Raw genomic sequence first — 23,675 nt, forward strand, 5'->3', positions numbered from 1 at the left:
CGAAGACTAGTTCTTTGCCTATTTTTTTGAAAGCGAGGGAGTATGGTGGAGACCAAGTTAGTTATTTTTGATATGGATGGGCTGTTATTTGACACGGAGCGGCCTTCGTTCCGAGCTTTGCAAGAGGTTGTTGTGAAGAGAGGCTATTCGTTTACGATGGATCATTATAAACAGCTAATTGGAATTCCGGATAGAGAATCTGATGTGGTATTACAGAAAATGTATGGAGATGATTTTCCATTTCATGTAATTTTGGAGGAATATCACGAGCGGTTAAAAAGGATTTTAGTGGAGGAAGGAGTTTCTGTAAAGCCGGGTGCCCTTCAGTTACTAGAAGAATTGGAGGAACGGGGATTAAAAAAGTGTATCGCTTCTTCCAGCGCTCGGAAAACCATTGAGGGATATTTAAAGAGAACTGGACTTGAAGACCGGTTTGACTTTTATATTAGTGGCAATGAAGTGAAAAAAGGCAAGCCTCATCCGGACATTTTTATTGAAGCATGTAAAATAGCAGGGGAACCAGTGGAGTCGGCCCTTGTATTGGAAGATTCGTTGAATGGATTAAAGGCAGCTTGTTCAGCAGGTATCCGATGTGTAATGGTACCTGATTTAATCGATCCTACTGATGAAATGAGAGATAAAGCTTATAAGATTGTTTCGGATTTAGAAGAGGTAATTGGGTTGTTAGATACATTTTAAAAGGAAGAGATACAAACTTGGGCTGGTCATGGGACTGGTCTTTTTTTGTGTTATTTAGTTGTGGGGTGTGGATTGATTAGGCAGGTAAACGGAGGGGATTGGCAGGTAAAGTGCGGAAAAATGCAGGTAAGGGACCACATTAGGCTGATAGGGGAGTTGGAAAGGCAGGTAAGAGATTGGGAGGTGGATGGATTTCATTTATGAAGGGGGATTTTGAAGGTTTTTAGGAAGGAGGAATGACGATGTCCAGTCTTTCGACTGGCTTTTTTGGTGGTTAGTATGGCGTTGGAGTTGGTTAGGCAGGTAAACAAAGGGGATTGGCAGGTGAATTAAGAAAAAAGGCAGGTAAGCGAGCTGAATTGGCAGATAGAGTAGGGAAAATGGCAGGTACGGGGGTGTGGGATGTAAAAATTTAGGCGTCACAATTGGAGGCAGGGGTATTTGAAGAAATTTGATTAAGGGAAAATGACGATGGCCAGTCTTACGACTGGCTTTTTTGGCGATTAGTAGGGAGGTGGAGTTGGTTAGGCAGGTAAACATAAGGGATTGGCAGGTAAATAAAGAAAAAGGCAGGTAAGGTTATGAAATTGGCAGGTAGAGGAGGGGAAATGGCAGGTAAGGGGCATGTTATGTAAAAACTTAGGAGACTCCAATTGGAAGTTGAGATATTTGAAGAAATTTGATTAAGGGAAAATGACGATCCGCCAGTCTTACGACTGGTTTTTATAGGAGTTTAGTAGGATGTTGATTGTATTTATTCCTTTTTAATAGAAATTTTAGAATGATTTGGTATATTGTGAATATGATGCTGTTGATGGGTTGTACATAGTTGTTAGATAAATTGCAGGTGTTTGCTGGACGTAAATTGAATTTTATGTATATTGGGGTTCGATTTGGTGTATTTTTTATGACAATTCTCACTGACAATAGCAGATTTTTGGTATTTAATGTCGATATAGGGAAGATGTGGCTCTTGCGAGCCTGTAACTAGGCACGTCATCTTCCGCTCACGCTACAGATCACGTGCACCTAAGTTCAAGGTTTAACAATTCGCTTTTGCGTCATCTCTGAAGTGATTTCAGGGAGCCTTTTCTGCGAGATCACGCAACGCTCAGGGGGTGGGGATCTTTGTGTCTTAAAACCAAGGTGAGCGGAAAATTGGAATTTCTATCGCCATGTGCTAACGCACATTGCGCTTCCGCTATCGCGTAAGCTTGCAAAACTTCCCATGCCAAGGCGTTTTTGTGAGCGAGCTCCCAAACGCTTGGCATGGGAAGTTTTGCGGCGATAGAAATTCCAATTTTTAATAGGTGGTGTTGTCGACACAAGATTGTAACAATGCTATAATGTTATCGGTTACAAGTTTCATTGTTATGAAAATTTACAACATTGGAGGGGATGGACATGGAACTTTTGAATTTATATCAGAATAATTATCTGATAGTTTTTGTGTTCCTCTGTCTTGGGGTACTGCTGCCGTTGGTGGCGTTATTTTTAGGTAAGTTTTTGCGTCCTCATAAGCCGAGTGTCGAGAAGTATACCACATATGAAAGCGGTATTGATCCATTTAGCGATTCCCGTGTACAGTTTAATGTCCGCTATTATATTTTTGCCCTTATGTTTGTTATTTTTGATGTAGAGACTGTGTTTTTATATCCATGGGCGGTTGCCTATGATAAGCTTGGAGTTTTTGCGTTAATTGAGATGCTGATTTTCGTTGTAATGCTGTTGATTGGCTTAATCTATGCTTGGAAGAAGAAGGTGCTACGATGGACTTAAAACTAGATGACCTTTCACCACAGGAAATGAAAGAATTAGAAAGAAATGTGTTTTTTGCAACGCTAGAGCAAATTAAAGCATGGGCACGCAGTAATTCGTTGTGGCCGATGACATTTGGTCTGGCTTGTTGTGCGATTGAAATGATGGGTACGGGTGGGGCAAACTATGACCTTGACCGATTTGGGACGATTTTCCGAACTTCTCCACGTCAGTCGGATTGTATGATTGTGTCGGGGACCGTTACGAAGAAGATGGCGCCGATTGTTCGCCGTTTGTATGATCAAATGCCAGAGCCGAAATGGGTGATTGCGATGGGATCTTGCGCAACTGCAGGAGGTCCGTATGTGAAATCTTATTCTGTTGTGAAGGGTGTCGATCAAATCGTCCCTGTTGATGTATATATCCCTGGATGCCCACCGAACCCTGCTGCATTAATTTATGGAATCAATAAGTTAAAGGAAAAGATTCGCTATGAGGCGAAGACTGGGAAGAAGGTGATCTAACCGATGAGCGGGGAGAAGGATCTCGATCAATTAAAAAGAGAAGCGGCTGAGAAAGCGAAGGCGGCAGCGTTGGCAAAGCGCCAGGCAAAGGCAGCAGGAGAATCTCAAGAGTCTCCGAAGCAGGAGGACAAACCTTCTGAACAAGCGCTTAGTCAGATTGAGTTGCCAGCCCAGTCAGAGCAGCCAGCGGGAACACCAGCAGAAGATGGTGCAGATCTAGCAAAGAAAAAGGCGGCAGCAGCAGCGAAGGCTAAAGCGGCTGCATTAGCAAAGAAGAAACGAGAAGGTATCGTGGAGGAAGAGGCTCCTGCTCCGGTTGAAGCAGCAGAAGAAACACCGGCGGCTGAAGACGCGAGCGGTGAAGACGACCTTGCGAAAAAGAAAGCGGCAGCAGTAGCGAAAGCAAAAGCAGCGGCGGCGGCAAAGCGGAAAGCGATGGAGTTAGCGGCAGGCAATGCGCCGGCAGAAGAACCAGCAGCTGAAGCGGAAGCAAGCGATGACAGTGATGATCTTGCAAAGAAAAAGGCAGCTGCAGTAGCGAAGGCGAAAGCTGCGGCGGCGGCAAAGCGGAAAGCGATGGAGCTAGCTGCAGGTAATGCACCGGCAGAAGAACCAGTAGCTGAAGCGGAAGCAAGTGATGACAGTGATGATCTTGCGAAGAAAAAGGCAGCTGCGGTAGCGAAAGCAAAAGCTGCGGCGGCGGCAAAACGTAAAGCGGTGGAACTAGCGGGTGGAGAAGCACCAGCTGAAGACACCGCAGGAGCAACGGATGATGCGAAGGCAAAAGCGGCAGCGGCAGCAAAAGCCAAAGCGGCGGCAGCAGCCAAGGCAAAGGCTGCTGCAGCGGCAAAAGCGAAGGCAGCAGGCACTGGTGAGGCAGACACTGCGGCGACTGGCGATGATGAAAAAGCGAAGGCAAAAGCAGCGGCAGTAGCGAAAGCCAAAGCGGCAGCTGCAGCGAAGGCGAAAGCAGCAGGAGCAGCAAAAGGCAGCGACGTATCGCCAGCCGATACGGCTGAAAAGCCATCACCAAATCAGCCTTTCTTAGACAAGTACAGGAAGGTTATTGAGGAAAACTTAGGCGCTGATGTTTTAGAAGATTCTTATATTAATAAATTATCGAAAGATGTTCCGACACTTGTTGCAAAGAAAGATACATATTTCAAGGTAGCTCAATTTTTAAAATATAATGAGCTTCTAGGGTTCGATTATCTCTCTGAGCTGCACGGGACAGATTTCGTGACACATATGGAAATTTATGTTCACTTGTTCTCATACAAAAATCGCCAATCCGTGGCGTTAAAAGTGAAGATTGACCGCGATGAACCAACAATCGAGTCCTTGCAGCCTATTTGGGCAGGAGCTAACTGGCCTGAGTGCGAAGCTTATGATTTATTAGGAATTAAGTTTACCGGACATCCGAATTTACATCGGATTTTGCTTGGAGAAGATTGGGTTGGCTATCCACTGCGTAAAGATTATGAACAGTATGATGTGGAGGTGTAACCAATGATCAGAACTGAAGAAATGCTGCTAAACGTCGGCCCTCAGCATCCAAGTACGCACGGAGTATTCCGGCTGGTTGTTAAGATCGATGGGGAAATCATTACGGAAGCAACACCTGTCATCGGTTATTTACACCGCGGAACAGAAAAGCTGGCCGAGAACCTGCAATATACACAGATAATTCCATACACTGACCGGATGGACTATTTGTCTGCGATGACAAATAACTATGTCATCTGCCATGCTGTTGAAACCATGATGGGAATTCAGGTGCCGGAACGTGCCGACTTCCTTCGTGTTATGGCAATGGAATTAGGGCGTATCGCAAGTCATCTGGTTGCCTGGGGTACATATATCCTTGACCTAGGTGCAACAAGCCCGTTCATCTATGCGTTCCGCGACCGTGAAATGATTATTAATATGCTAAACGAATTATCTGGTGCTCGATTAACCTTCAACTATATGCGGGTTGGCGGGGTTAAGTGGGACGCTCCAGAAGGCTGGGTTGACGGAGTTAGGGAGTTTGTTCCTTATTTACGCGAACAACTGAAGGGGTATCACAACCTCGTTTCCGGAAATGAAATCTTTTTAGACCGTGTAAAAGGGGTTGGCGTGTATTCAAAAGAGGACGCTATCAATTACTCACTCAGCGGTCCAAACCTTCGTAGTACTGGCGTGAAATGGGATCTTCGTAAAGATGAACCATATTCAATCTATGACCGTTTCGATTTTAATGTCGTCACAAGGGATGAAGGGGATTGTTTAGCCCGTTACCATGTACGCCTTGGGGAAATTGAAGAATCTTTGAATATCCTTGAGCAGGCATGTGAACAATTCCCTGCTGAAGGTGAGATTATGGCGAAAGTGCCTAAGATTATCAAAGCACCAAAAGGGGAAGCTTTTGTTAGAATTGAATCTCCACGTGGAGAAATCGGCTGCTATATCTCAAGTGACGGTAAAAAAGAACCGTACCGCTTGAAGTTTAGAAGACCTTCATTCTATAATCTGCAAATTCTCCCGAAATTATTAGTAGGCGAAAACATATCAAACTTGATTGCGATTTTAGGGGCAGTTGACATTGTCCTTGGGGAGGTGGACGGCTAATGGTAGAAGGGTTGCTCCAATCAAGTCCAGGCTTGTTGAACTTTGGAATCTTCTTTTTACTCGCAGTTGTCTTACTATTAGTAGTCTTAGGTTTCGTAACATATGCGATCTTAGCAGAGCGTAAGGTGTTAGGATACATGCAGGCCCGTCACGGCCCTAACCAGCTTGGTGGTAAATGGGGATTATTACAGACGGTTGCAGACGTTCTCAAACTTTTAATCAAAGAAGACGTTATTCCAAAGGCAGCTGACAGGCCGTTATTTATACTGGCGCCAATCATAGCCTTTACACCAGCGTTTATGGTACTCGCGACCATCCCGTTCACGGACAAATTTCAATTTGCCGATATCGGGGTTGGCTTACTCTATTATATTGCCGTTTCTGGAATGACTGTTTTTGGAATGGTTCTCGGCGGCTGGGCGTCCAACAATAAATATGCACTCCTAGGGGGTATGCGTGCAGGCGCACAGATGATTTCCTATGAAATTCCGCTGGTTATGTCCGTCTTAGGCGTTATTCTATTAACGGGAAGCTTGAATTTAACGGATATTGTCTTGCAGCAGGAGCATGGCTGGTTCATCCTTTATCAGCCGATTGCCTTTATCGTGTTTTTTATCGCATCAATCGCAGAATTAAACCGGACACCATTTGACCTTCCTGAATCAGAGAACGAATTGGTCGCCGGATACTTTGTTGAGTATTCAGGATTCCGTTTCGCATTCTTTATGCTCACTGAATATGTTTACATGTTTGCGATGTCATCATTGATCACCGTCATCTTCTTAGGCGGATGGCTGCCGCCGCTCGATATCTTAGGATTTATTCCAGGTGCAGTATGGTTTGCGCTCAAATTTAGCGGCGTTGTCTTTGTTTACTTCTGGTTACGGGCAACACTTCCTCGTTTCCGTGTCGACAGACTCATGGAATTTGCGTGGAAAGTGCTATTCCCAATCGCATTAGCAAACATCTTCTTAACAGCATTAATTAAAACATTATTTTTCTAAGATTTTATAAAAGGATTTGTTAAGGGAAATTGTGATTTTGCACCCTGTTGATTGGAGCGGAGGGCACGAAGACTCCTGCGGGAGTACGGGGCTGGGGAGACCCCACAGGCGCTTTAGCGCCGAGGAGGCTCCCCGGCACGCCCGCGGAAAGCGAAGTGCCCGGAGCGGAAATCAACAGGCCTAATTAATACAGCATAAAACAATTCCAGTAAGCAATTTTTAAAATGAAAAAGGGGTGAAAAACGTGCTTGGATTTACAAAAGGCTTGAAATATACCCTAAAACAGCTCACAAAAGAAAAGGTAACCTATAATTATCCCGATGAGCCGCTTCCGCTTCCGGACCGCTTCCGCGGTATTCAAAAGTTCTATCCGGAAAAGTGTATCGTGTGTAATCAGTGCATGAACATTTGCCCGACTGAATGTATTAATTTAACGGGTAAGAAACATCCGGATCCAACGAAAAAAGGGAAAATCATTGATACGTATGATATCAATTTTGAGATTTGTATCCTATGTGACCTTTGTACGGAGGTTTGCCCGACTGAAGCGATTGTAATGACCAATAACTTTGAGTTAGCGTCATACAGCCGTGATATGTTATTTAAAAACCTTGAATGGTTAGATGAGAACGACGAAAACGTACGGCAGGTGAATAAACCATGACAATATCAGGCGAGTTTATCGCATTTATGGGCCTCGCCCTTGTCGCCATTATTGGCGGTGTCCTGTTATTGAACCTTACCAAAGTCGTGCACATGGTCGTGGCCCTCATTTTTACGTTTGTCAGCATTGCCGGTATTTACGTGCTGCTGTCAGCTGAATTTGTTGCAGCGGTTCAAATCCTGATTTATTCCGGTGCGATCACCATTATCATGTTATTCGGGATCATGTTAACGAAGCATGATGATGAAGGGGAAACAACCACAGGCAAAGGAAGAAAGGTTCTATTATTTCTAGGTATACTCGGGTTTGCAGCGGCTGTCTACATTGGAATCTATGATTTCAACGTGGTACAGGTACCAACCGACTTACATGTGGACAATACAATGAAAATAGGGGAAGCCCTTTATTCTAAATGGGTCATCCCGTTTGAATTAACATCTGTTTTACTATTAGTGGCACTTGTCGGAGCGATTATTCTCGCGAAGAAAGACGAGAAGGAGGGTGACAAGGAATGAGTTCAGTTCCTGCTTCAGCTTTCCTGGCACTCGCACTGATTTTATTCTGTATCGGATTATACGGGGCATTGACAAAACGAAACACCGTCATCGTCCTCATCTCGATCGAATTAATGCTAAATGCCGTTAATATTAACCTAGTAACCTTCAGCAAATACGGTGTAGCACCATCCATCACCGGCCAGATCTTCGCTCTGTTTACGATTTGCGTTGCCGCTGCAGAAGCAGCAGTCGGTCTAGCCATTCTAATGGCCTTATACCGCAACCGCAAAACCGTCAACATCGACGATATGGACACAATGAAAAACTAATTTGGCAGATATTATTTTTTTTCAACACTGCGGTGCCTGTCACCGCAGAAAGACACTGTCCGTCTCAGGTGGACAAATTGGTAATAATTGGTGTAAGCCCTTGGTGGAATTTGTCCACGATCGGTGCCTGTCACCATTTTTAAAAAGGGGATTGTGATGATGATGGAAAATGCATGGATCATACCGCTTTTCCCGCTATTATCGTTTTTGATTCTTCTTCTATTTGGTAAGCGGCTTAAGGGTGCGAGTGCGTACGTGGGTATTCTGCTTACCTTGGCGTCGCTTGTGTATTCGTTGTTGGTGTTGTTCGAGCGTTTCAGTGAACCAACATTTAAAACTTCAACGGAGTGGCTTAGAATAGGAGATATTTCTTTAACAGCGGGCTTTGAAGTGAATCAATTGAATGCATTAATGCTTGTAATTGTCTCGCTCGTCAGCTTCCTGGTACATACATATTCAAAAGGATATATGGACGGGGATGAGCGGTTTCCAGTATTCTATGCCTATTTAGGACTATTTACGTTTGCGATGCTTGGGCTTGTTATCTCGCCAAACCTGTTGCAAACTTATATTTTCTGGGAGCTCGTCGGAGTCGGTTCCTTCCTCTTAATCGGATTCTATTTCTACAAAGAAGAAGCGAAGGCTGCGGCAAAAAAGGCGTTCATTATGACCCGTATCGGGGACGTTGGTCTCTTAACCGGGATGATTTTATTATTCTGGCAAACAAAAAGCTTTGAGTACAGCGAGATCTTCCGCGCAGTAGAAGCTGGCGCTGTATCAACCACGATGATTACCTTAACAGCGATCTTAATCTTCATCGGAGCTGTTGGTAAATCTGGTCAGTTCCCATTACACACATGGCTGCCGGACGCAATGGAAGGTCCGACACCAGTTTCGGCTTTAATCCACGCAGCGACAATGGTTGCTGCCGGTGTTTACTTAGTTGCTTCGCTTTTCCCGCTGTTCGCAGCGAGTGAAACGGCACTATTAACGGTTGCTATTATTGGTGCATTTACGGCCATCTTTGCAGCCAGCATCGGTCTTGTACAAACAGATATTAAACGTGTTCTAGCCTACTCAACAGTCAGCCAGCTCGGTTATATGATGCTTGCGCTCGGCTCTGCAGGCTATGTTGCCGGTGTATTCCACCTAATGACACATGCTTTCTTCAAAGCGTTGCTATTCTTAGCTGCCGGAAGCGTCATTCATGCGGTTCATACACAGAATATCGAAGAAATGGGCGGTCTTTGGAAAAAGCTTAAGCTTACCGCGCCGCTATTCTTAATCGGAACACTGGCTATCAGCGGTGTACCATTATTTTCAGGATTCTTCAGTAAAGATGAAATTTTAATTGCAGCCTGGGAAGGCGGACATCCAGTTCTGTTCTTACTCGCGCTTGCAGCGGCATTCATGACCGCATTTTATATGTTCCGCTTGTTCTTCATGGTTTTCACCGGAGAAGCACGGACACCAATGAAAAATGTACACGAATCACCATCGATCATGACGTACCCAATGATTCTTCTTGGCGTCTTGGCGATTATCGCTGGTTATGTGCAAACACCATTTAACCATAACCTTGGTGAATGGCTAGTTGATGGAAACGAAGCACTTGGTCATGGTCATGTTGAAGGTCCAATTTGGATTATGATTGCGGCAACTGTTGTTTCCTTAGCAGGTATCTACCTTGCTTACCTTATTTACTACAAGCGTTCCGTCGCACGCAACTGGCTGTCAGGCAGCGGCGATACGCTGCATACCATTTTGACCAACAAATACTACATTGACGAATTCTATCAAATGTCAGTAGTGGCTGTCACAAAAGGTATCAGTTATTTCTTACGCTTCATTGATGTCTTCTTAGTGGAAGGAATCATGAAGGGTGTGGCAGGGATTGTTCAGGGCCTTGGAGCAGCCGGATCGAAGCTGCAAACGGGTCAAACCCAAACTTATGCAGCAGTGGCCTTTGTAGGCTTGGCACTGCTTGCGGTCATCTTCGTGCTAACAGGGGGGTACTTATAAAATGGATCTTTCTTTCGTTCTATCATTACTAGTATTCTCCCCGTTACTCGGTATCGTCGTGTTGGCTTTCATGCCAAAAACAGAAGAAAAAACAATCAAAATCGTTGGCTTCCTAGCAACACTGCCTGCACTGGTTATTGCCATTGGCCTTTATCTCCACTACTTAGCAGGTAAGAAATTGAGCGATTTTGATGTGGCTAAAGATTGGATTACATTCGGCGGACTTCAAGGTGCCGAAGCAGGATTCTGGAAAGTGAACTATGAACTAGGCGTCGATGGCTTCACGATGCTTTTAGTCGTACTAACGGCAGTAGTGGCAACACTTGCAGCGATTGCCTCCATTTATATTAAAAAAGAATGGAAAGGCTACTTCATGCTATTCCTGCTGCTCGAAATCGGAATGCTTGGCGTTTTTACAGCTGAAAACCTAGTTCTATTTTTCTTATTCTTTGAAATTACGTTAATCCCAACCTTCTTTTTAATTGGGAAATGGGGTTATTTTGAAAAAGAAAAAGCAGCATACAGTTTCTTAATCTATAACGGTTTAGGCTCTGCCGTACTGTTAATCGTGATTATGATTCTATTTTCAAAAACAGGAACCACCAATATTGATATGCTTACACAGATTGTGAGCGATCCGAACGTTCCAATGACGAGCGGATTAAAATTAGGTTTATTGATTGCGCTCTTAGTCGCTTTTGGCGTCAAGCTGCCAATCTTCCCGCTACACAGCTGGATGCTTCGCGTTCACGTGCAGGCGCCGCCATCGATTGTTATGATTCACTCTGGTATTCTATTGAAAATCGGTGCGTACGGGTTAATTCGCTTTGGAATGGGCATTTTTCCAGAGCAGTTTGAATCACTTGCCGTACTCTTAGCTATCCTTGGAGTGGTCAATCTCCTCTATGGAGCGTTCCTAGCGTTTATTCAAACAGACTTTAAAATGGTCTTGGCTTACTCTTCGATTTCTCACATGGGAATCGTATTAATTGGGTTAGCAGCCTTGAATGAAGCTGGTGTACAAGGCGCGATTTTCCAAGTCGTTTCACACGGTTTAATCTCAGCATTATTATTCTTCTTAGTCGGAGCCTTCTATGAGCGCACAGATACATCACTCATGGAAAACCTTGGCGGAATGGCAAAAGGAATGCCGATTGCCTCTGGCTTCTTGCTTGCAGGTGCCTTGGCTTCACTTGGATTACCTGGGATGTCCGGATTCGTCAGCGAATTCATGGCATTCTTAGGGCTATTTGAAGAAATGCCTTGGATTGCTGCTGTCGGCTGTATCGGTATTATCATGACTGCTGTCTATTTATTACGTGCCGTGCTCGGCATTACGTACGGGCAATCACACCGTGACTTTACAGGAGTCCTCGATTTGAAGGGCGTTGAATTTATACCGGTTGTCGTGCTAATTGCTTTAATCGTTTTAATCGGAGTAGTACCAAGCGTTCTAAGCTCACCGCTTCAAGCCACACTTGAAACGATTATGCTAGGGTTAGGAGGGTGATGAAGGATGAGTCTTGAGGAATTAACATCATTTAATTGGAGCATCATGACACCAGAGTTCATCATCGTTGGTGTAGCAGCGCTTCTCACAGTAATAGATTTATTTATGCCGAAAAAGCAAGATCGCCGAATTCTCGGATGGATCGGAATTGCGGCGATTTTCGCGGCAATGGTTTCCCTAGTCGGACTACTGGGTGCAGCACCTGATTCGATTTTAGACGATACCTTCCGTCTTGATTCTTTTGGAAAAGCATTTAAACTCCTTCTGCTTGCAGGAGCAGCACTTGTCTTATTTTTAGCAATCTCCTACAAGGCTGATGAGGGGATGGAAGAATATCGCGGTGAATTTTATTATTTATTCCTAACCGGTTTACTCGGCGGAATGATTATGACATCCTCGGGTGACTTAATCACATTATTTATCGGTCTTGAGTTGTTATCGATTTCTTCTTATGTCTTAGCAGGTATTCGTAAAAATAATTTGCAATCAAATGAGTCGGCAATGAAATATGTCATTAACGGTTCAATTGCTACTGCAATTACATTGTTTGGTATGAGCTATGTATATGGACTAACAGGCACAACAAACTTGTTAGCAATTGCTGGCACACTTCAGGCATTGGCTGACGCCCAGCATGCGTATTTGCTAGGTCTGGCATTCTTAATGATATTTGTTGGGTTAGGCTTTAAATTGGCGGCAGCTCCGTTTCATATGTGGGCACCAGATGTGTATCAGGGTGCACCAACACCGGTTACAGCCTTTTTAAGCGTTGTTTCAAAAACAGCAGGCTTCGTTATTGTTGCTAGGATTTTAATTTCTGTATTTGGTGTAGCAGCTACAGAAGGGCCTGGATCGATGCCAATTCTTTATAACATGCAGGACTATATCGCGGTTGTAGCCGGTGCGACGATGATCATCGGAAACGTCGTTGCACTCAAACAAAGCAATATTAAAAGAATGTTCGCGTACTCAAGTATTGCGCATGCAGGGTATGTGCTGGTTGCGTTTACGTCACTCAGCTCGAATTTCTTTTACACTGTTTGGTTCTATTTATTAGCTTACTTGTTCATGAACCTGGGCGCTTTTGCCATCATCCAGTTAGTGGAGGCAAAGACTGGTTCCACAAAGATCGCTGATTTTGCGGGATTGTATCGCCGGTCACCGGTATTGGCCGTTGCAATGGGGATTTTGTTGGTAGCACTGGCAGGTTTCCCAGGAACAGCAGGCTTCATCGGGAAGATGAACATCTTTATCGGTGCCTTTATGGTACAGGAACCGCATTATGTGTTAGCGTCTGTTATGATTGCGACAACGGTAGTCTCGTATTTCTACTACTTTGGTATCATGACGCAAATGTTCTTCCGCCCGGCTGCGGATGACAGCAAGTTCACGAAAATACCAGTAGGAATCTTGGTTGTCTTAGTCGTCACCGTCGCAGCGTCTGTGTTGTTTGGAGTATTCCCAGACATCGCTATCGACTTCGTGAACAATAATTTCAACCAATTCTCAGACTTTCTACAATAGACCGGCAACTTTGGGGGAAGAATCCGGTCTAGGTCAACAATAGGGGTAACATATAAAGTAAAAAGAAGAGGCATGGGGGCCTCTTCTTAAAAAGCAAAACGGTCCTTTCTAGGGGACCGTTTTTTTTAGCTATTATTGTATGGGATCACGGACTTTATCTCTTTCATGCAAATCTTCCTTCGATTCACCATTCTTCATTTCATTGCCAAGCCTCTTCAGTTCATCCCAGTCTTGAGCCATTGAGCTATTGTTTGCTTGTGCTAACGTGTCCCTGTCCTCTATCGGGTTATGCAATCTATTTTTCGTTAGTACTAAAATTTTGCCTTCTTTAACAGAGTTCCCGTAGTATTCAGCTTGATCGTCTGGGATTCCTATAGCAATTAGTGCTCCTGTTAGTCCACCTAAACCAGCACCCGCTACAGCACCAATTAAACTTGAAGCAATCGGACCTGCTGCAATAATCGGGCCAACCCCAGGGATGGCCAGCGCACCTACGCCTACTAATAAACCGGTTAAGCCACCGAGCGTTCCGCCAGCTATCGCACCTGTAGCAGCACTTTCTTCTGCAACTGTACCAGTTTCATCTGCAATATAATTCACATTTTTGATATCTTTACCAATAACGCAGATATCTTGTTTGTCGTATCCCTGTTTGACGAGTTCCTCGATTGCAACAATCGCTTCCTGTTCAGAGTCATAGACACCTACAACATTTTTTTCGACCTTCTCCATTTTCGGGTTCCTCCTCTTTCATCTGTTTTGAGAGATTTAAAGTTTGATAGACAGCCCACACTATCGTGATAATTTATCCTTTACTATCCCGACATCTTCTTTTACTTTACCTTTCGCTTGATCGACTTTACCTTCCGTTTCAGTGGAACGATCATCCGTCAATTTACCCCATTCCTCTTTTGCTTTTCCTTTAACACTATCTACTAATCCATTCATTTTATCTTTATTCATTTTATTCAGCCTCCTAGTTTTTTTAAAAAAATCCCATCAATGATTATTGGTTCACACCATCACTAACACCATTATCCTCAATCTTTTTCTCTACATCTTTTTGAGCTTGTTTTAATTCTTTTTCCACTTTATTTACTGCATCTTTGGCATTTTGCTCTGTGTCTTTATCTACTGCGTCTTGCTGTTGGCCATCACTGGCCCCGTTATCCTGGTCGACTCCGTCACCGCAACCTGTTAACCCGGCAAGAGTAAGAGAAACAGCCAATCCACCAACTAGTAAACTTTTCTTCATACTTACAGCTCCCTTCGTCGTGTTTTGTTCTGCCCTTTTTATATTCCCAATAAAAAAATTCTGAAACTTTTTTTAACAGTCAATCTCGAAGAAACCGTCTTCCTTCTATTAATAGCTTTTTTTAAAAAATTCCCGCTAACCGGTAAATAGCTGACTAGCTTAAAAGAATATGTTTAGGTCACTTACCAAAAGGGTAAATGCATACTAGACAAATTAAAGGAGGAAATAACAATGGATAAAACGTTGAAAAAGAAATTAATGATGACAGGTATGGTATTTGCATTAACATTCGGTGCTCTGACAGGCTGTGGAGATGGAGTAGACCAGGATAACGGTGTAAGTGACGGAGAACACAAAGATGAAGCCGAAAACAAAAATCCAGAAACAAACTAAATACGGCGAGATAGGAATGGGAAGGGATTCCTTCTCACTCTTATCTTAAAAAGTAGAAAAGGAGATAGGTAGAATGAATGTAAACGAAATGATGACAGGATGGTCCTCGTACTTTTACCAGCTTCCAAATCTATTATTTGCCCTTCTAGTTTTATTAGTTGGCTGGTTGATTGCTAAAAGCATTGGTAAAAGCGTGGAAGCCCTTTTAAGAAGAACAAAATTTGATGATAAGTTGTTTGCAAACGTTGGTTCAAGAAAGTATTCATCTGAAGTCATTATAGGAAAAATTGTTTATTATATCTTACTGGTTGTCGTTTGGATTATCTTTTTTAATATGCTTAACTTGAGCTTTATTGCGACGCCGCTCGTAGAAATGCTTTCGATGATTACAGCAGCCATTCCCAACGTTTTAAAAGCTGCCCTCATTTTACTTTTTGCATGGGGTGTTGCCTCGCTGCTTCGAATGCTATTTAAAAAGGGAGCTGCTCTCATTCATTTAGAACGCCGTTTGGTTCAATGGAAGATCGCCATCAGTCAAAGTGAAGCGGTGAACAAGGTAAACGGTATCGCAAAGGCAATCTTCTATTTTGTCCTGTTACTATTTTTACCTGGAGTATTAGGAGCCCTACATATTGAAGGGGTTTCAGAGCCATTTGCAAATACGCTTTCAACCTTACTAGCCTTCATACCTAAGCTATTTGCGGCCGCCCTTATTGTGTTTGTTGGCTGGCTGATTGCAAAAATAGTTCGAGATATTTTAACTAACTTCTTAAGTAGTATTGGTACGGAAAAACTAGGTCAGCGCATCGGGATCGTCAAAACGACAGATTCGATAAGCCTTTCTAGCATTATTGGAAACATTGCGTTTATCTTAATCTTAATCCCTACCATTATTACAGCCTTAGAAAAACTTGAATTAAAAGGCATTTCTGATCCAGCCATCGCCATGCTGCAAGATGTTGTTTCGATTATTCCAAACATTGCGGTAGCCATTATTCTGATTTTAGTGGGGATCTGGATTGGTAAATGGGTGGAGAAAATCGTCACACAAATGCTTTGGCGCCTAAAGGTTGATAATGTCTTTACCCAAATGGGTCTCGGTTCACTTAAACCCGAGCAATCAACCTACACACTTTCTCAGATTATTGGAATGCTGGCTAAAATTGTCGTTGTTTTATTATTTGCTGTTGAAGCACTACAAATCGTTCAATTGGAGTTCCTCGTAGTTCTTGGAACGGCTGTAATTTCGTACTTACCGATGTTGTTTGCGGCGCTGATTATCTTAGGAATTGGTTTATACCTAGGTAACTTAGTACAGCGTATCTTACAAAATATTCTTAAGAACAGCTATTCAAGAACGCTTGCGGCTGTTGCGAAATATGCCATCTTTTCGATTACCATCTTTATGGCATTAGATCAACTGGGTGTCGCACACTCCATCGTCAATGCTGCATTTATTCTCCTTTTAGGCGGATTGGCATTAGCTTTTGGACTTGCGTTCGGTCTTGGAGGAAAAGACTTTGCTTCCAAATACCTGCGTAAGCTGGACCATAAAATCGATAACAAAATAATAGAATAAGAGATTCGTTGAAGCTTAACGAAACAATAACAATCCGGATCTACATGATTTCGGATTGTTATTTTTATAAGCTATGTAAAAGCAAACTGTTGATTTTGCACCCTGTTGATTGGAGCGGAAGGCACGAAGACTCCTCGAAAATGCTATCGCATTTTCTTCGTGCGTGGGCAAATTCGAGGAAGAAATTCAATGTCCTGCGGGAGTACGGGGCTGGGGAGACCCCGCAGGCGCTTAAGCGCCGAGGAGGCTCCCCGGCACGCCCTAAGGTGCGCGAAGTGCCTCGTGACAGGCAAACACCGCCTGTCTCTGCGATGATTATTCAAGGAAGCTTTCCTTAGTGGAGTGGAAATCAACAGGCCCAATTTAAAAACAGCCATTTTATACGAAGGGAGGAAGGCTATTCAATGACCATTGTAAATCTACTATTAATTGCTCTTTTAATCGCATTAACAGGTTTTTTTGTAGCGATAGAATTTGCGATTGTGAAAGTACGTCCATCTAGGATTGATCAATTGATTACGGAAGGGAAAAAAGGTGCGGTTTCAGCGAAAAGAGTGGTAGATCATTTAGATGAATACCTATCAGCATGTCAACTCGGCATAACGGTTACGGCCCTCGGACTGGGGTGGTTAGGAGAACCAACAGTCGAAAAAATAATTCATCCCTTATTTACAGTATTAAATATAAATGAATCTCTTGCACATCTAATCTCTTTTATCATTGCCTTCGCCTCCGTTACGTTTCTCCATGTCGTAGTCGGGGAGTTAGCGCCCAAAACGATTGCCATCCATAAAGCTGAGACGGTAGCGCTTCTATTTGCAGCTCCCATCATAGGCTTTACCAAAGTGATGCGGCCATTTATTTGGGCATTAAACGGCTCTGCCAGGCTATTGGTCGGTATCTTTGGCTTAAAGCCGGAATCCGAACAAGAATTAGCTCATTCAGAAGAAGAGCTCCGTTTGCTTTTGTCGGAAAGCTATAAGAGGGGTGAAATCAATCAAAATGAATTAACCTATGTGAACAATATTTTTGAATTTGATGAGAGAATCGCAAAAGAAATTATGGTGCCCCGGACGGAGATAAGTTCGATTTCGATTACGGATACCATTGAAGAAGTTTTAAACAAGGTAAGAATGGAAAAGTATTCTCGGTATCCTGTCATTGAAGGTGACAAGGACAACATTATAGGACTTCTTAACGTAAAAGTATTGGTAACAGCCCAAATGATGGATAAAAATCATAAGGAAGAAGTGAGTCTAAGACCCTTCATTAAACCTGTGATTAAAGCAATTGAAACCATCCCCATCCATGACTTATTGGTGCGAATGCAAAAAGAACGCACTCAAATGGCTATCCTTGTTGATGAATACGGCGGAACATCAGGGTTAGTGACAGTTGAGGATATTATTGAGGAAATTGTTGGTGACGTCAGAGATGAATTTGATGCAGATGAAGTGGCAGAGATTCAAAAAATAAAAGATAACCATTATTTATTGGATGGAAAAGTGTTAATTGAGGATGTGAATAGTTTACTCGGTACAAATATAACCGATGAAAGAATTGATACGATCGGCGGCTGGTTTCTAACACAAAACTTTGATGTTGATGTCGGGACAGAGGTTAAATTTGATGGATACCTGTTCAAAGTCCGTGAGGCGGTTGGCCACCATATTTTATATTTAGATGTTAAAAAATTTGTTAGCTGAACAAATGGAAAAACAACGTAAGGCACACGTCATTTTAAATAACGTGTGCCTTTTTATGTCGCGCAGCAACAAGTTGAGCCTGCCCTTATTGTCATAATTAATGCTCGCTAACCGGTGTATGCTGGGAATCCTTCAGTTTTTCCTCCATGATTTGAATGTCATTTTTAAATAGCTTAGAAATGACATCTTTTTCTCCGAATATCAGAATCTGATCGCCTTCGTGTATTTTTGTATGATAGATATTTTTTCTGAGTTTTAATTCGCCTCTTAGGATAAACAATACAACAAACTCTAACTGTTCATAATCATGTATCACTTGATTGATTTGTTTATGGAAGAGAGAAGATTCTTTATAGATATGAAGATTTAGCAGCTGGTCTTGTTTTTCGGACATAAAGATATCTCTTATGGGTAAATCACCAAGTTCAATGTTTTGTTTCAAGTCTTGCTTAAATAACTTGGTTAACTTGGTTTGCACAATCTTCAGCTTCAAAATGGCAAAAACCAGCAGAACAGCCCCCGCCGCATATAGGATTTCTTTCGTTTGAAGATCATCAGATAAAATTGTACTAATTGATGAAATGATAACAGCGAGTGAGAAGGCCCCAAACAGGATGAGAAAAGTGGCTAGTTTCCTGCGAACCGGGTGACCTAAAATCAGCTCAGACTCTCCCGTCGTAAAGCCTGTACCGGTCATCAACGAAATCACTTGGAACCTGGAAACCTCCAATTTGAGATCCGTCAGCCGAAATAGAATGACAAAAATTTCGATGACCGCTGTAATGATGATGAAATAGATCAGTAAGAAGAATAGATTCATTTTTTCACCTCTGGAATCAAAAAATGGGTTGGGGCTAGAAGGACCCCAACCTTTTCATCACTGCATTTTCTTTTTAACTAGTTAAATACCCGTTTTGCGTTCCCTTAAACCTCTAATTAAATAACCTTCTGAAAAGATATTTCAATAGATTACAAGTATTTCAAAAATATTAAACGGAGAAAAGGGAGTTTTAGAACCGTCATTAGGTGGTACTACATAAGCATAGGTTACAAGTTAACCTGAATGATGAAAGTGTTAAGGTACGAATCAGATCGAAGGGAGGTAAAAAATGACTGAGCGTGTTAAAACGATGAAATCTACACCACCATGCAATCGAGAGGATCCCTCTTATTTGACCAAAAGTAGTGTGAACCATGGAGAACAACCAGCACATTTTTACTTTTACGATCGAATAATGAGGCTGCATCCCAAGTAAAAAAATGAAGAGTTTGAGATAAAAGAAAAAATATAAAAATCTAAAGGAGGACACAAAAATGGCTAGAAATAATGAGACAATGAGCAGGGAAGAAGCAGGACGCAAAGGCGGAGAGGCAACATCAAATAACCACGATAAGGAATTCTACCAAGAAATTGGACGCAAAGGTGGAGAAGCCACCGCAGAAAACCATGATAAAGAGTTTTATCAAGAAATTGGACAAAAAGGTGGAGAAGCCACCGCAGAAAATCATGATAAAGAATTCTATCAAGAAATTGGGCGCAAGGGTGGAGAAGCCACCGCAGAAAATCATGATAAAGAATTCTATCAAGAAATTGGACGCAAAGGTGGAGAAGCCACCTCAGAGAACCATGATAAAGAATTTTATCAAGAGATTGGCCAAAAAGGTGGAGAAGCGCGTAGTAACCAACGTGATAACGACTAATTTGTTTTCTCCGATTTACTGAAATAAAAAAGAAGCTTGTGCAAATTTGTACAAGCTTCTTTTCTTGAAATGCGATGTAAAGGAGGTCTTTTAGATGAAACGAGTTTTATCAATGAAAGGACTTTTAACGGTTTTAGGAATGGGCGTGTCGGTTGCAAAGTGGTTAGCTCATAAACCAAACAGAATGAAAGTAAAAAGTATTCTCGGAAAATTGAACATCACACCTACACTTGATAAGAAATAACCAACTCCTAATAGGATTAGAGGAAATCAAAAGACGTGCGGTGCTCCGCATGTCTTTTTGTGTGATCAACTATTTTTGTAAATGTGGGATTAGCTTCGGTAAAGAAAGGGTATTTACTCGGAAAGGGTTTTGCTGATAGGAGGTGAGAGGAACATGCTGCAAACAAAGGCGTTTCGAGTTGGTTACGGTCTTTTGCTTATTTTTTTACTTATTTTTATTGCAATGAAAATTAATTTTATTTTCCAGCCTGTCTTTTTACTTTTCCAAACACTGTTTTTCCCCTTCTTGTTTGCCGGGGTGCTTTATTACTTGTTTCGCCCGCTGGTAAATTATCTGCAGTTAAAAAATATTCCAAGACCATTTTCGATCCTGTTGATCTATTTACTATTCGGTCTGTTAATCGCCTTATTAATCTATTTTGGCGGACCCGTTCTGAAAGAGCAAATGAAGAGTTTCGTCGATAGCACGCCGCAACTCATGGAGGCGATACCGGACAAATTAACTGAGCTTGAGCAGAGTAAATGGATCAATCAGTTGCAGGAAAACGACAGTGTTGATGTAGGAAAGGCTTCTGAAGCCATTACAAAGTCGGTTTCTTCGAGTCTCTCTAGGATTGGAACAAATTTCATGAATATTATCGGGGTACTTGCAAGTATTGTAATCGTCTTTACAACGGTTCCGTTTATTCTCTATTACATGTTAAAAGAAGGCGAAAAGGCGCCACAGCAGATTCTTCGTATATTGCCCGCTCAGCAGCAGAAAAATGGACGAAAAATATTAGCAGATTTAGATGAAGCGCTCAGTTCCTATATACAAGGCCAAGTCCTTGTTAGTTTTTGTATAGGAGTCATGCTTTTTATCGGTTATTTGCTAATTGACCTTGACTACTCCCTTCTTGTCGCGATTTTTGCCATGTTTACCAATGTGATCCCGTTTATCGGTCCGATTCTTGCGACGATTCCTGCAGTGATTATTGCGTCGATTGATTCACCGATGATGGTGGTAAAAGTCCTCATGGTTATGATTGTCGTCCAACAGATTGAAGGACACATTATATCACCCCAGGTAATGGGAAAAAAGTTAGAGATCCATCCGCTCACGATCATATCCTTGTTACTGGCAGCAGGACGAATTGGAGGGGTTCTCGGGTTAATTATCGCGGTTCCTGTGTATGCGGTTATAAAGGTGATTGCCCATCATACCTATCGGTTATGGAAGCTAAGAAAAGAAAAATCAATAGAAGAAAAAATCATCAAGGGAGAAAACAACGATGAAACGAAGTCATACAATGATGCCATTTTTTAACTGGATGTGGATACAAAGTTTCATGTCTATACATGAATGGGTAAATAACACGAAAGAAGTTAGGGAGGAAAAATAAATGTTATCAAAAAAAGAGTTAGCATATTTTGAGAAAAAGTTATTACAACTGAAAGAAGAAACCATTCAAATGGCAGAGGCCAATGAGCCTCTATCGTTCGAGGATTACGGTGAATTAACAAGCTATGATAATCATTTTGCAGATACAGCCACACAATTAGAAGAACGGGAAAAACAAAGGGTTTTACATGAAACAGCAAACAATCTTCTGCAAGAAGTGAACGAGGCTTTGGAGCGGATTAAAACAGGAACGTATGGCGTTTGTGTCGATACAGGAGAACCCATTTCCTATGAAAGGCTTAAAGCCCTGCCGTATGCCAAACGAACGGTAGAAGCGCAAAAGGAGCTGGAGAAAGAGAATGTGAATGAGGCAAGCATTCCGGAAGATCCGTCCTTCTTAACGCCGGAGGACGATGTAAGAGGAGATAAGCGAATTCAGGTCGTGGATGAACTGATAAGCGTGCATGGAAACTCATCTTCATAATAAATAAGGCTGTGGTTTACGCTCCAGTAATGAGCGAAATTTAAATAAACGGAGACTTTCCGGTTAAATGCAGAAAGGTGGTTGTTTTGGGGTTCTTAAGGGGAGGTTTTCCGGTTAAGCCAAGCAATCTTATCCGATTTCACGTATTTCAGGTCAATAGGCGGACTCTCTCCGTTTATTTAGGCTATTTTTAATAGTAATTACTAAATAAGCGAAATTGTTCCGTTTATTTAGTTTCTTAAAATTAATAATATCAACCATAGCCATTAACACAGCCATAAAAGATGTCTTCTTTTCGAGAGAAAGGAAGACATTTTTAATTCGAAGAGAAAATAAAAAAGGGTTGGGGTGCTAAGCCCCCAACCACTGCTCAATTATTGAATTTTCTCATTGTAAAATTGAACCCCATACTGTGCTCCCTCGCTCACCATATCGTTATCGGGGAAATCCTTTGGGTGCGGATTCCCGGCCTTTTCAATGGGAAGCTGCTCTGCTTTAGCGTATACGTTCGGTATTACCTTGTTTTTTAAGTCTCTTAACATACTTTCAGCTTTAATTCGATTAGGTTTGTTTGATAGCCATACGGCCGACGCTCCAATTCCAACTGCCACCAGTGAGCTCATACTTAGGACCTTATTCATCATGAAAACCTCCTTAGAATTTGGACTTGCTTTTTACATACCCGTTTCATTTCTGTATGAAACATTTTTTTACGTTTGGTTAACTCTTTTTAAGGGAATCAAAGGGTTGACCTGGAGAGGAGGGAGAAGTGTGGAGAGAAATTTCAATTTTGACCAATGGAAATGGGTTCAATTAAATAAAAATGAGCTGAATACGGTATGGGACAAGGAGACCATGCTATCAAAATGGTTAATGAGTGTTCGGAAAAATAACAACAATTGTGTAAAAGTGCATGGAATGATTGATGGAGAAAAAGTGGTGAATGGGTCGCTCATTTATAGACAAAGTGTAGATGAGGAAGAAGACCATGAGATTTTTCATTTCTATATAACTAGTAATACTTTATTTACGGTTGATTTAGAATTTACCTCTTTTAATCAACTTGATTCAGAAGTCATGCTGCGGCAGCTAAATAAAGCGGAGAATGCAGTGGATGGCTTTTTATTTTTGCTGGGAGAACTGGTTAATGACTTACTGGTCGAGATTGACCAGTTTGAAGAATCGCTCTATAAGTTGATGTGGGGTGTGAAAAAGAGGAATGAAATGCGGATTTTAGAGCATATCTTTCATCAGCGTCATGAACTGTTGATTTGTAATAATCTGTTGATTCCCATTCATGAGCTGAAAATGGCGATAGATGAAACAAACTTTCCAAACGTCAACGACGGAGAAATTTTTACCCGGACCTGCAAACGGATCGACCGGGCCATGGTGTTACTGCGTGAGTATGAGCAGGAGTTAGACTCGGTGATCCATTTAGAAGAGGTCATATCCTCCCATCGCGGAAATGAAATTATGAAAACACTAACGGTGCTGACCACCATCTTTACTCCTATCATGGCATTTGGGGCACTATGGGGGATGAATTTTAAACATATGCCTGAGCTCGAGTGGAAGTATGGGTACCTCATTTCAATCCTATTAATCGTCTTGTCCACCGCCCTGCTCTATGGATACTTAAAAACAAAGGGCTGGACAGGAGATCTATTAAAAGGGAAAAAGAAAGGTTCTTTTTTTCATTGAAAAGGTTTGATCCTTGTCCAAAGGGGTATAACACTATCAAGGTTAGCAACGACGCTAACCTGATGAATATTGCTAGAGTAGAAAGAGG

General features: G+C 42.2%; 25 protein-coding genes. 20 read left to right on the forward strand and 5 right to left on the reverse strand.

Going from position 1 to position 23,675, the window contains the following annotated elements; all coding sequences use genetic code 11:
* The first annotated feature begins 42 nt into the window (after positions 1-42).
* The 12 genes from ACN6MT_RS05310 to nuoN all read left to right on the forward strand — a co-directional run bounded on the left by ACN6MT_RS05310 (position 43) and on the right by nuoN (position 13,141).
* Positions 43-699: an HAD family hydrolase gene (locus ACN6MT_RS05310; protein WP_419955012.1), complete on the forward strand. Its 657-nt coding sequence runs from the start codon at positions 43-45 to the stop codon at positions 697-699.
* Positions 700-2,103: 1,404 nt separating this feature from the next.
* A complete protein-coding gene (locus tag ACN6MT_RS05315; RefSeq protein ID WP_419955013.1) occupies positions 2,104-2,478 on the forward strand; it encodes an NADH-quinone oxidoreductase subunit A in 375 nt (124 codons plus the stop codon).
* The gene (locus tag ACN6MT_RS05320; protein WP_063254614.1) at positions 2,469-2,981 is read left to right on the forward strand and encodes a NuoB/complex I 20 kDa subunit family protein; all 513 of its coding nucleotides are present in this window, start codon (positions 2,469-2,471) and stop codon (positions 2,979-2,981) included. The genes ACN6MT_RS05315 and ACN6MT_RS05320 overlap by 10 nt, the downstream gene beginning before the upstream one ends.
* Before the next feature lie 3 nt (positions 2,982-2,984).
* Positions 2,985-4,487: an NADH-quinone oxidoreductase subunit C gene (locus ACN6MT_RS05325; protein WP_419955014.1), complete on the forward strand. Its 1,503-nt coding sequence runs from the start codon at positions 2,985-2,987 to the stop codon at positions 4,485-4,487.
* Positions 4,488-4,490: 3 nt separating this feature from the next.
* Entirely contained in the window at positions 4,491-5,591 is a 1,101-nt protein-coding gene (locus tag ACN6MT_RS05330; RefSeq protein WP_419955015.1) for an NADH-quinone oxidoreductase subunit D, read from the forward strand.
* Positions 5,591-6,595 carry an NADH-quinone oxidoreductase subunit NuoH gene (gene nuoH, locus ACN6MT_RS05335; protein WP_419955016.1) on the forward strand — a complete coding sequence of 335 codons (1,005 nt, stop codon included), beginning with the start codon at positions 5,591-5,593 and terminating at the stop codon, positions 6,593-6,595. Before ACN6MT_RS05330 ends, nuoH begins: the two co-directional genes overlap by 1 nt.
* A 244-nt stretch (positions 6,596-6,839) precedes the next feature.
* On the forward strand, positions 6,840-7,259 hold the full coding sequence (nuoI, locus tag ACN6MT_RS05340; RefSeq protein ID WP_063255622.1) for an NADH-quinone oxidoreductase subunit NuoI: 420 nt from the start codon (positions 6,840-6,842) through the stop codon (positions 7,257-7,259).
* The gene (locus ACN6MT_RS05345) at positions 7,256-7,774 is read left to right on the forward strand and encodes an NADH-quinone oxidoreductase subunit J (protein WP_063255621.1); all 519 of its coding nucleotides are present in this window, start codon (positions 7,256-7,258) and stop codon (positions 7,772-7,774) included. Before nuoI ends, ACN6MT_RS05345 begins: the two co-directional genes overlap by 4 nt.
* Entirely contained in the window at positions 7,771-8,085 is a 315-nt protein-coding gene (gene nuoK, locus ACN6MT_RS05350) for an NADH-quinone oxidoreductase subunit NuoK (RefSeq protein ID WP_063255620.1), read from the forward strand. Before ACN6MT_RS05345 ends, nuoK begins: the two co-directional genes overlap by 4 nt.
* A 159-nt stretch (positions 8,086-8,244) precedes the next feature.
* Positions 8,245-10,107: an NADH-quinone oxidoreductase subunit L gene (gene nuoL, locus ACN6MT_RS05355; RefSeq protein WP_419956381.1), complete on the forward strand. Its 1,863-nt coding sequence runs from the start codon at positions 8,245-8,247 to the stop codon at positions 10,105-10,107.
* Between the two features lies 1 nt (position 10,108).
* Positions 10,109-11,617 (forward strand): complex I subunit 4 family protein, encoded by a 1,509-nt coding sequence (locus ACN6MT_RS05360; protein ID WP_419955017.1) that lies wholly within the window; start codon positions 10,109-10,111, stop codon positions 11,615-11,617.
* A 6-nt stretch (positions 11,618-11,623) separates the two neighbouring features.
* Positions 11,624-13,141 (forward strand): NADH-quinone oxidoreductase subunit NuoN, encoded by a 1,518-nt coding sequence (nuoN, locus tag ACN6MT_RS05365; protein ID WP_419955018.1) that lies wholly within the window; start codon positions 11,624-11,626, stop codon positions 13,139-13,141.
* A gap of 132 nt (positions 13,142-13,273) precedes the next feature.
* On the opposite strand, the gene ACN6MT_RS05370 is transcribed toward nuoN, so the two are convergent.
* Genes ACN6MT_RS05370 through ACN6MT_RS05380 form a run of 3 tightly spaced genes read right to left on the reverse strand, consistent with a single transcriptional unit; the run spans position 13,274 to position 14,396 of the window.
* Positions 13,274-13,873, reverse strand: coding sequence for a general stress protein (locus tag ACN6MT_RS05370; RefSeq protein ID WP_082799701.1), 600 nt, complete (start codon positions 13,871-13,873; stop codon positions 13,274-13,276).
* A 60-nt stretch (positions 13,874-13,933) separates the two neighbouring features.
* Positions 13,934-14,104 (reverse strand): CsbD family protein, encoded by a 171-nt coding sequence (locus ACN6MT_RS05375; RefSeq protein WP_419955019.1) that lies wholly within the window; start codon positions 14,102-14,104, stop codon positions 13,934-13,936.
* A 43-nt stretch (positions 14,105-14,147) separates the two neighbouring features.
* Positions 14,148-14,396 carry a hypothetical protein gene (locus ACN6MT_RS05380; protein WP_063255615.1) on the reverse strand — a complete coding sequence of 83 codons (249 nt, stop codon included), beginning with the start codon at positions 14,394-14,396 and terminating at the stop codon, positions 14,148-14,150.
* Positions 14,397-14,627: 231 nt separating this feature from the next.
* Between ACN6MT_RS05380 and ACN6MT_RS05385 the strand changes: the two genes are divergently transcribed.
* The 3 genes from ACN6MT_RS05385 (at position 14,628) to ACN6MT_RS05395 (ending at position 18,074) form a co-directional block, all read left to right on the forward strand.
* A complete protein-coding gene (locus ACN6MT_RS05385; protein ID WP_169803758.1) occupies positions 14,628-14,789 on the forward strand; it encodes a hypothetical protein in 162 nt (53 codons plus the stop codon).
* A gap of 73 nt (positions 14,790-14,862) precedes the next feature.
* Complete coding sequence (locus ACN6MT_RS05390) at positions 14,863-16,368, forward strand: mechanosensitive ion channel (protein ID WP_419955020.1); 1,506 nt, start codon at positions 14,863-14,865, stop codon at positions 16,366-16,368.
* Positions 16,369-16,772: 404 nt separating this feature from the next.
* Positions 16,773-18,074, forward strand: a complete 1,302-nt coding sequence (locus ACN6MT_RS05395) for a hemolysin family protein (protein WP_419955021.1) — start codon at positions 16,773-16,775, stop codon at positions 18,072-18,074.
* 97 nt (positions 18,075-18,171) lie between these two features.
* On the opposite strand, the gene ACN6MT_RS05400 is transcribed toward ACN6MT_RS05395, so the two are convergent.
* Complete coding sequence (locus tag ACN6MT_RS05400) at positions 18,172-18,894, reverse strand: hypothetical protein (protein WP_419955022.1); 723 nt, start codon at positions 18,892-18,894, stop codon at positions 18,172-18,174.
* 494 nt (positions 18,895-19,388) lie between these two features.
* On the opposite strand from ACN6MT_RS05400, the gene gsiB reads away from it, so the two are divergent.
* From gsiB to ACN6MT_RS05420, 4 genes are all read left to right on the forward strand, one after another.
* Complete coding sequence (gene gsiB, locus ACN6MT_RS05405; RefSeq protein WP_063255587.1) at positions 19,389-19,775, forward strand: glucose starvation-inducible protein GsiB; 387 nt, start codon at positions 19,389-19,391, stop codon at positions 19,773-19,775.
* A gap of 94 nt (positions 19,776-19,869) precedes the next feature.
* Positions 19,870-20,019 carry a hypothetical protein gene (locus ACN6MT_RS05410; RefSeq protein WP_419955023.1) on the forward strand — a complete coding sequence of 50 codons (150 nt, stop codon included), beginning with the start codon at positions 19,870-19,872 and terminating at the stop codon, positions 20,017-20,019.
* Positions 20,020-20,172: 153 nt separating this feature from the next.
* Complete coding sequence (locus ACN6MT_RS05415) at positions 20,173-21,324, forward strand: AI-2E family transporter (RefSeq protein ID WP_419955024.1); 1,152 nt, start codon at positions 20,173-20,175, stop codon at positions 21,322-21,324.
* A gap of 76 nt (positions 21,325-21,400) precedes the next feature.
* Complete coding sequence (locus ACN6MT_RS05420; protein WP_419955025.1) at positions 21,401-21,883, forward strand: TraR/DksA C4-type zinc finger protein; 483 nt, start codon at positions 21,401-21,403, stop codon at positions 21,881-21,883.
* 374 nt (positions 21,884-22,257) lie between these two features.
* On the opposite strand, the gene ACN6MT_RS05425 is transcribed toward ACN6MT_RS05420, so the two are convergent.
* On the reverse strand, positions 22,258-22,527 hold the full coding sequence (locus ACN6MT_RS05425) for a hypothetical protein (RefSeq protein ID WP_419955026.1): 270 nt from the start codon (positions 22,525-22,527) through the stop codon (positions 22,258-22,260).
* Positions 22,528-22,654: 127 nt separating this feature from the next.
* On the opposite strand from ACN6MT_RS05425, the gene ACN6MT_RS05430 reads away from it, so the two are divergent.
* Entirely contained in the window at positions 22,655-23,587 is a 933-nt protein-coding gene (locus tag ACN6MT_RS05430; protein ID WP_419955027.1) for a magnesium transporter CorA family protein, read from the forward strand.
* The last annotated feature ends 88 nt before the right edge of the window (positions 23,588-23,675 follow it).

The sequence above is a fragment of the Neobacillus niacini genome (genome assembly GCF_048572935.1).
In the GTDB taxonomy this organism is placed as follows: domain Bacteria; phylum Bacillota; class Bacilli; order Bacillales; family Cytobacillaceae; genus Neobacillus; species Neobacillus niacini.

Excerpts from the sequence above, each read along its gene's own strand:
- ACN6MT_RS05310 (WP_419955012.1), top strand. The coding sequence starts at position 43 with ATGGTGGAGACCAAGTTAGTTATTTTTGATATGGATGGGCTGTTATTT.
- ACN6MT_RS05315 (WP_419955013.1), top strand. The coding sequence starts at position 2,104 with ATGGAACTTTTGAATTTATATCAGAATAATTATCTGATAGTTTTTGTG.
- ACN6MT_RS05320 (WP_063254614.1), top strand. The coding sequence starts at position 2,469 with ATGGACTTAAAACTAGATGACCTTTCACCACAGGAAATGAAAGAATTA.
- ACN6MT_RS05325 (WP_419955014.1), top strand. The coding sequence starts at position 2,985 with ATGAGCGGGGAGAAGGATCTCGATCAATTAAAAAGAGAAGCGGCTGAG.
- ACN6MT_RS05330 (WP_419955015.1), top strand. The coding sequence starts at position 4,491 with ATGATCAGAACTGAAGAAATGCTGCTAAACGTCGGCCCTCAGCATCCA.
- nuoH (WP_419955016.1), top strand. The coding sequence starts at position 5,591 with ATGGTAGAAGGGTTGCTCCAATCAAGTCCAGGCTTGTTGAACTTTGGA.
- ACN6MT_RS05345 (WP_063255621.1), top strand. The coding sequence starts at position 7,256 with ATGACAATATCAGGCGAGTTTATCGCATTTATGGGCCTCGCCCTTGTC.
- nuoK (WP_063255620.1), top strand. The coding sequence starts at position 7,771 with ATGAGTTCAGTTCCTGCTTCAGCTTTCCTGGCACTCGCACTGATTTTA.
- nuoL (WP_419956381.1), top strand. The coding sequence starts at position 8,245 with ATGATGGAAAATGCATGGATCATACCGCTTTTCCCGCTATTATCGTTT.
- ACN6MT_RS05360 (WP_419955017.1), top strand. The coding sequence starts at position 10,109 with ATGGATCTTTCTTTCGTTCTATCATTACTAGTATTCTCCCCGTTACTC.
- nuoN (WP_419955018.1), top strand. The coding sequence starts at position 11,624 with ATGAGTCTTGAGGAATTAACATCATTTAATTGGAGCATCATGACACCA.
- ACN6MT_RS05370 (WP_082799701.1), bottom strand. The coding sequence starts at position 13,873 with ATGGAGAAGGTCGAAAAAAATGTTGTAGGTGTCTATGACTCTGAACAG.
- ACN6MT_RS05375 (WP_419955019.1), bottom strand. The coding sequence starts at position 14,104 with ATGAATAAAGATAAAATGAATGGATTAGTAGATAGTGTTAAAGGAAAA.
- ACN6MT_RS05380 (WP_063255615.1), bottom strand. The coding sequence starts at position 14,396 with ATGAAGAAAAGTTTACTAGTTGGTGGATTGGCTGTTTCTCTTACTCTT.
- ACN6MT_RS05385 (WP_169803758.1), top strand. The coding sequence starts at position 14,628 with ATGGATAAAACGTTGAAAAAGAAATTAATGATGACAGGTATGGTATTT.
- ACN6MT_RS05390 (WP_419955020.1), top strand. The coding sequence starts at position 14,863 with ATGAATGTAAACGAAATGATGACAGGATGGTCCTCGTACTTTTACCAG.
- ACN6MT_RS05395 (WP_419955021.1), top strand. The coding sequence starts at position 16,773 with ATGACCATTGTAAATCTACTATTAATTGCTCTTTTAATCGCATTAACA.
- ACN6MT_RS05400 (WP_419955022.1), bottom strand. The coding sequence starts at position 18,894 with ATGAATCTATTCTTCTTACTGATCTATTTCATCATCATTACAGCGGTC.
- gsiB (WP_063255587.1), top strand. The coding sequence starts at position 19,389 with ATGGCTAGAAATAATGAGACAATGAGCAGGGAAGAAGCAGGACGCAAA.
- ACN6MT_RS05410 (WP_419955023.1), top strand. The coding sequence starts at position 19,870 with ATGAAACGAGTTTTATCAATGAAAGGACTTTTAACGGTTTTAGGAATG.
- ACN6MT_RS05415 (WP_419955024.1), top strand. The coding sequence starts at position 20,173 with ATGCTGCAAACAAAGGCGTTTCGAGTTGGTTACGGTCTTTTGCTTATT.
- ACN6MT_RS05420 (WP_419955025.1), top strand. The coding sequence starts at position 21,401 with ATGTTATCAAAAAAAGAGTTAGCATATTTTGAGAAAAAGTTATTACAA.
- ACN6MT_RS05425 (WP_419955026.1), bottom strand. The coding sequence starts at position 22,527 with ATGATGAATAAGGTCCTAAGTATGAGCTCACTGGTGGCAGTTGGAATT.